The sequence below is a fragment of the Catonella sp. genome, from assembly GCF_052169795.1.
Taxonomy (GTDB): domain Bacteria; phylum Bacillota; class Clostridia; order Lachnospirales; family Lachnospiraceae; genus Catonella.
This window is the reverse complement of record NZ_JBQNBU010000111.1, coordinates 1-5,561: the sequence shown is the minus strand read 5'-3', so window position 1 is coordinate 5,561 and position 5,561 is coordinate 1. Positions and strand designations below refer to the sequence as shown.

Annotated in this window: 5 protein-coding genes; all 5 read left to right on the top strand. The window is 32.7% G+C overall.

Translation table 11 applies throughout. The features are described 5' to 3' along the window. The first annotated feature begins 89 nt into the window (after nucleotides 1-89). The gene (locus ACTTKP_RS10910) at nucleotides 90-770 is read left to right on the top strand and encodes a response regulator transcription factor (protein WP_442553929.1); all 681 of its coding nucleotides are present in this window, start codon (nucleotides 90-92) and stop codon (nucleotides 768-770) included. A gap of 36 nt (nucleotides 771-806) precedes the next feature. Then, nucleotides 807-1,700, top strand: a complete 894-nt coding sequence (locus tag ACTTKP_RS10905; RefSeq protein ID WP_442553928.1) for a sensor histidine kinase — start codon at nucleotides 807-809, stop codon at nucleotides 1,698-1,700. Between the two features lie 93 nt (nucleotides 1,701-1,793). Further along, nucleotides 1,794-3,023 carry an ATP-binding protein gene (locus ACTTKP_RS10900; RefSeq protein ID WP_442553927.1) on the top strand — a complete coding sequence of 410 codons (1,230 nt, stop codon included), beginning with the start codon at nucleotides 1,794-1,796 and terminating at the stop codon, nucleotides 3,021-3,023. Between the two features lie 147 nt (nucleotides 3,024-3,170). Continuing rightward, nucleotides 3,171-3,941: an ABC transporter ATP-binding protein gene (locus tag ACTTKP_RS10895; RefSeq protein WP_442553926.1), complete on the top strand. Its 771-nt coding sequence runs from the start codon at nucleotides 3,171-3,173 to the stop codon at nucleotides 3,939-3,941. Nucleotides 3,942-4,011: 70 nt separating this feature from the next. Continuing rightward, the coding region (locus ACTTKP_RS10890) for an FtsX-like permease family protein (RefSeq protein ID WP_442553925.1) at nucleotides 4,012-5,561 on the top strand (1,550 nt) is incomplete at its 3' end.

The window sequence follows — 5,561 nt, the reverse complement described above, 5'->3', positions numbered from 1 at the left end:
TTTCGGCAAGAACAGATGAACAGGTGTATAAAGAAGCTGCTAAAAGAAAAGATAAATAACTCAGCAGATTATCTTGGGGATATTAAATAATGAAAATACTTATAGTAGAAGATGATAATGACATTGCGGAAATCCTTGCTAATGAGCTTTCCGTATGGGGATATGATACAGTCTGTGTAAAGGATTTTAACAATGTGCTTGATGAGTTTAAGTCTGAAAAGCCAGAGCTTGTGCTTATGGATATAATTCTGCCCTATTTTAACGGTTTTTACTGGTGTCAGAAAATCAGGGAAATCTCAAAGGTTCCTCTTATGTTTATTTCTTCAAAGAGTGAAGATATAGACATAGTTCAGGCTATGCAGTTTGGCGGAGATGATTATATAGTTAAGCCGATAAATATTCAGATAGTAAGGGCTAAAATTGTTGCTCTCCTCAGAAGAAGTTATGATTTTGCAGAAGAAACTGATTATTTAGCCTTTGGAAATGTAAAACTTTTGCTTTCGGCTGCAAAGCTTGACTTTATGGGAAAGATGGCAGATCTTACCAGAACCGAGCTTATGATACTTGAAACTCTTTTTAAGGATAAGGGAGCTGTATCAAAGCGTGATAAAATAATGGATAAATGCTGGCAGGAAGAGAATTTTATAGATGACAATACCCTTGCGGTAAATATGACAAGGCTTCGCAAAAAACTTGCTGAGATAGGACTGAATGACTTTATACAGACCAAAAAAGGAATAGGATATTTTTTGAATAATAAGTTGACTTAAAGTATAAACAAAGAAGTTTTGATTATAGGTTAAGATATGATAAATACAATTAAGAAATTTATTCTGACTAAACTGCCCGAATTTATAATTTTTTTTACCTTGATTTTTCTGTTTAGACTTATTTTTGCATTAGGAAGTTTGGAACTTTCATTTTATAAAATCGGCTTAGAGGTAGCTGTATTCGGCTTTGTTATTTACCTGATAATTGCCTTTTTCTCTTATAAAGAAGAGCTTTCCTTAAAAGCAGAAAATGAGAGGCTTTTGGAAGAAAATAAAAGACTTCATATGAGTATAATTTCCGGCAGGAGGGAGCTTAAAGATTATTTTTCACTTTGGGTACATCAGGTTAAAACACCAATAACTGCTGCCAAACTTATACTTGATAACAATGTGGATGACAAGGAAACAAAGGTTAAAGCTCAGATTATGTACATAGAGCAATACTGCGATATGGCAATAAATTATCTCAAGCTGATGAATACTGAAACTGACATGGATATAGCAGAACTAAACTTAGATGAGATAATTAAATCAATTCTTAAAAAATATTCTATACTTTTCATAGTAAATCATATCACACTAAACTATGAGCTTATAGAAGAAAAAGTAGTTTCAGATACAAGGTGGCTAAGTATTCTGATTGAACAGCTTATTTCAAATGCCCTAAAATACACCCCAAGGGGTAGCATAAGCATAAGCTATAATAAGGAAGAAAAGATATTGTATATTAAGGATACCGGTATAGGCATTCGTTCAGAGGATATTCCGAAGATATTTGACAGGGGATATTCCGGCTTAAATGGCAGAATGAATGAGAAATCAAGCGGTCTTGGGCTTTTTCTTGCAAAAGAAATAGGAAAGAGGTTATCTATAGAAATAGAGGTTAAATCAGAGCTAGGAAGGGGCAGTGAATTTGGAGTGAGGTTTTAACAGTACATTTTTTGCAAATAACTCAAAAAGTGAGTTGTTAAATGGGTAATTTTGTGAATAATTTGAGATAAATTTTAACCTGAGGTGAATATTATGGAATTATTTTATAGAGAACAATATATTTCAAAAATCAGAGGATTTTATCATGATACAGATATCATTAAAGTTATTACCGGTGTCAGACGGTGTGGAAAATCAAGCCTGATGGAAATGATAAAGGATGAGCTTATAAAAGAGGGAGTTAATGAAGAACATATTATCTATATAGATCTTGATTCCAGAAAATATAGAAAAATAAAAGCTGACAACGAGTTTGAAGAGGTAGTAGATGAGTTATCTGTTAGCAACGGCACTAAATATTTATTTGTAGATGAAATACAAAATATAAAAAATTTTGAAGAAATCATAAATGCCTTTAGAAATGACGGGGATTATTCTATTTTTATAACAGGCTCAAACTCATATTTATTAAGTGGTGATTTATCTACAAAACTTACCGGAAGATATATAGAGTTTGAATTGTTTACTTTGAATTTTAATGAATATCTTTCTATGAAAAAGTTTTACAATAAAACGATTGACAGTAATCTGCATGTTGAACTGGATAAATTCCTTAGAGAAGGTGGATTTCCTCGTACAGTCAGATTTGACACCTTTGAAGAAAAACAGGTGTATGCAAAAGCTGTAATAGATGAGATTTTTGAAAAAGATATTAAAAGACGGGTTAAGATTCGAAATGTGGAGGTTTTTGAAGCTGTCAGAAACTTTATTATCAATAACTTTGGAGCAACAATGAGTATACAAAGTTTGCAGCATTCTCTTCAGAAAGCAGGTTTATCTGTACAACGTGCAACTTTAAAACGATATATAGATGAATTGGTCAGTGCAAAAATTTTATATCAATGTAACCGTTTTGATATGAAATCAAAGAAAGCACTTAGTGGTGAGAAAAAATATTATCTTGCAGATACTTCTTTTTATTTTGCTTTTAATACAGATAATCGCATAAACTATGGACCTGCTCTTGAAAATATGGTATATCTGTATGCCAGAGGGAAAAACTATGCAGTAAGTGTAGGAAGGATAGGCAGGCTTGAGTGTGATTTTATTCTTAGGGATATGGAGCAGAATTATTCATATATTCAGGTTGCATATACAATAAATGAGAGCAAACAGACAGAAGACAGGGAATATAAACCGTTAGAAATGATAAGGGATAATTATCCGAAATATGTCGCAACGACAGATTATCTGCTTCAAAAAAGAAATGGAATAAAACACATTAATATTCTTGAATTTATTAAAGATGGTAAGAAATTTTAGTTCTCTTTCCAACCTTTCAAAATTGTAAGATTAACTCCTCATATTGTAAGTTAAAATAAATGCAGAAATAAGGCTTGTATGTTATCTTATGTATAGTAAGGCACATACAGGCTTATTTTTTCATTATTAACAAAGGAGAAAAATACAGTGACAATATTAAATCTTGAAAATGTAAAAAAGGTATATAAGACTAAAAGTGTAATAACAGAGGCACTTACAGAGATTAATTTTTCAGCCTCAGAAGGTGAATTTGTTTCCATTATGGGCGAGTCAGGCAGCGGTAAAACAACCCTGCTTAACATAATAGCAACTCTTGATAAGGCTACTTCAGGAAATGTCTTTATTAAGAATAAAAACATAGGTCTGTTAAAAGACAGTGAAATAGCAAGTTTCAGAAGAAATGAACTTGGCTTTGTATTTCAGGATTTTAATCTCTTAGACCAGTTTTCAAATAAAGATAATATCTTCCTTCCGCTTGTGCTTTCAGGAGTAAGTCCGAGTGAAATGGAGGCTAAGCTTGATAAAATTAAGGATATTTTGGGTATTGCAGCCATTCTTGATAAGTTCCCTTATGAAATATCGGGAGGGCAGAAACAGAGAATTGCAATAGCAAGAGCTGTTATAGTTAATCCGAGTATTTTACTTGCTGATGAGCCTACAGGAGCACTTGACTCGGCTTCAACTGAAATGATTCTTAATTTATTTAGAAAAATAAACGAAACAGGTCAGACTATACTTATGGTAACACATTCTTTAAGAGCGGCAGCTTTTGCTAAGCGTGTAATTTTCATAAAAGATGGGGTAGTATATCACGAGCTTTACAGGGGAGATGATGAAAGCCTTGAGGAATTTATGGAGAGAATCAATAATTCCCAGAAACAGCTTTTTACATCAAATTATTCACGAGACATCAGGTAAACACATAATTAAAACGGTCTGTGACCTACAAGGGGAAAGAATAATTTGATAAATACGAGGAGATAAAATAATGAACCTAAAACTTGCAGGCGGCTTTGCAATAAAGAACTTAAAAGCCAACAGATATCTTGAAATACCGTTTATTCTTGCTACAGGTACAATGTTAATTTTATTTAATATAATGGCTTCACTTATGCAAAATGAATATGTACTTACAAGGCATAAGACACTGCCTACTTTTATAAGTATGGGTACCGGAGTGGCATTTATATTTACATTTATTTTTGTGGTTTATGCAAACAGATTTCTTATAAAACGCAGAAATAAGGAATTTGCTCTATATGGTATACTGGGACTTGAAAAGAAACATATCAGAAAAATAATTTTAATTGAACATATTATTAATTACAGCTTAATTGCATTAATAGCAATTTCAGGTGGATATGTGTTTGGTAAGCTTGCCTTTATGGGGCTTAACAGACTGATGAAGGATACAGCAGTGAAAATAATGGACTATCCGTTTTCAACTCAAGCTACGGCTATCACACTTGTCTATGTACTTTTCCTATTTGTGTTTGTATATCTGCTTAATGCTTTATCAATTAAAAATGCTTCCCCTGTGGAACTTTTAGGCAGGGAACACAGAGGAGAGGGAGAACCAAAGAACAGGCTTGTGCTTTTATTGATTGGCTTAGCTTTTTTAGTAGCCGGGTATTATATTGCATTAACAATAAACGGAATACTTAAAAGCCTTTTAGCATTTTTTATTGCAGTTGTCTTGGTAATAATTGCTACCTATATTCTTTTTATAACCTTTTCAATATTTATACTTAAAATGCAAAAGAAAAATAAAAAGTTTTATTATAATGCTAAAAATTTTCTTTCAGTTTCAGGTATGATATACAGAATGAAAAGCAGTGCTGTAGGTATAGCCTCTATAGCCATTCTTAGTACAGGAGTTATTGTTACCCTTGCAACTACACTTTCCATATATGGAAGTGTTGAAGCTATGGTGACTTCAACTCTGCCAAGGGAATATAGGATAAGTAATGATGAGATAAATGTAACCATTGATAATTATAAAGATGAGCAGAAGAAGCTCATGGATATCATAACAAAGGCTGCAGGCGGAGAGAAAAACATAGTAAATTCTTTTTCCGAACTGAGTGGTATGATATATGCCTTGCAAAACGGGAGTGAACTTTTACCTCTGTTAGGTGACAATGCTAATAATTATCACCCTGTACCGGCAATACTTTCAACAATAGATTCCTATAACTCAGAATTTAACCAAAATGTGAAGTTGGCTGATGATGAAGTAATCATTTCTTCTAACAGCAGCAGCCTGCCTATAGAAAGTACTATAAATTTAGGTGGGAAAAATTATAAAACAAAGATGGTGGAAGGACTTGTTCCGGGAAATTTCGCTATAGAAATTTATAAAATTATACTTCCTAATACAAGTACAATGGATGAACTCACAAGATTTTATCTGATGGATAAAAATGATGAGAAAGGTAGTTTCCCTGCACCATTATACATAACTGCACACTTTGATTTAACTGCAGATAAGGCAAATTTTGAAAAAGCATTTTTTGCACTTGGTGAAGGCAAATATGA

Coding starts and splice junctions, on each gene's coding strand:
- ACTTKP_RS10910 (WP_442553929.1), top strand. CDS start 90: ATGAAAATACTTATAGTAGAAGATGATAATGACATTGCGGAAATCCTT.
- ACTTKP_RS10905 (WP_442553928.1), top strand. CDS start 807: ATGATAAATACAATTAAGAAATTTATTCTGACTAAACTGCCCGAATTT.
- ACTTKP_RS10900 (WP_442553927.1), top strand. CDS start 1,794: ATGGAATTATTTTATAGAGAACAATATATTTCAAAAATCAGAGGATTT.